Genomic DNA, 831 nt, shown 5'->3' with positions numbered 1-831 from the left:
CGACGATGGCGGAGATGAGGTTCTGGGGGACGTCTTGGTAGTTGGCCTGGAGCTGGAGGGTGTCCTTGGGCAGGCAGTAGCCGCCGTAGCCGAAGGAGGGGTTGTTGTAGTGCGACCCGATCCTCGGGTCGAGTCCGACGCCTTCGATGATCTGGCGGGTGTCGAGGCCGCGGGTGGCGGCGAAGGTGTCGAGCTCGTTGAAGTAGGCGACCCGCATGGCGAGGTAGGTGTTGGCGAACAGCTTGATGGCCTCGGCCTCGGTGGGCTCGGTGAGCAGTACCGGCACGTCGTGGGCGTGGGCGGCCTCGAGGAGGAGGCCGGCGAACTTCTCGGCGCGGGCGGAGCGTTCTCCGACCACGATGCGGGAGGGGTGCAGGTTGTCGTGCAGGGCTCGGCCCTCGCGGAGGAACTCGGGGCTGAAGATGAGGTTCGTGGTGTCGAGGCGGGTGCTGACCTCGGTGGTGTAGCCGACGGGCACGGTCGACTTGATGACCATGGTGGCGGCGGGGTTGTGGGTCTTGATGTCGGTGATGACGGACTCGACCGAGGAGGTGTCGAAGTAGTTGGTGTCCGGGTCGTAGTTGGTGGGGGTGGCGATCACGACGAACTCGGCGTCGGTGTAGGCGGTGTGCTTGTCGAGGGTGAAGGTGAGGTCGAGATCGATCTCGGTGAGGAAGTGGGTGATGTCGGGGTCCTCGATGGGGCTGTGGCCCTGGTTGAGCATCGTGACCCGGTCGGGGTCGATGTCGAGGCAGGTGACCGTGTGGTGCTGCGCGAGCAGCACGGCCAGGGAGAGTCCGACGTACCCGGTCCCGACGACAGCGATCCTCA

General features: G+C 65.9%; 1 protein-coding gene. It reads right to left on the bottom strand.

Annotated elements, in window-relative coordinates; all coding sequences use genetic code 11:
* Nucleotides 1-826, bottom strand: an 826-nt coding sequence (locus KSO98_RS18340) for a nucleotide sugar dehydrogenase (protein WP_372457813.1), incomplete at its 3' end; no start/stop codon positions are given.
* Nucleotides 827-831 lie beyond the last annotated feature (5 nt).

The organism is Nocardioides nematodiphilus, assembly GCF_020216525.1.
In the GTDB taxonomy this organism is placed as follows: Bacteria; Actinomycetota; Actinomycetes; order Propionibacteriales; family Nocardioidaceae; genus Nocardioides; species Nocardioides nematodiphilus.
The sequence above is the reverse complement of the archived record's forward strand: the minus strand, read 5'-3'. Positions and strand labels throughout refer to the sequence as shown.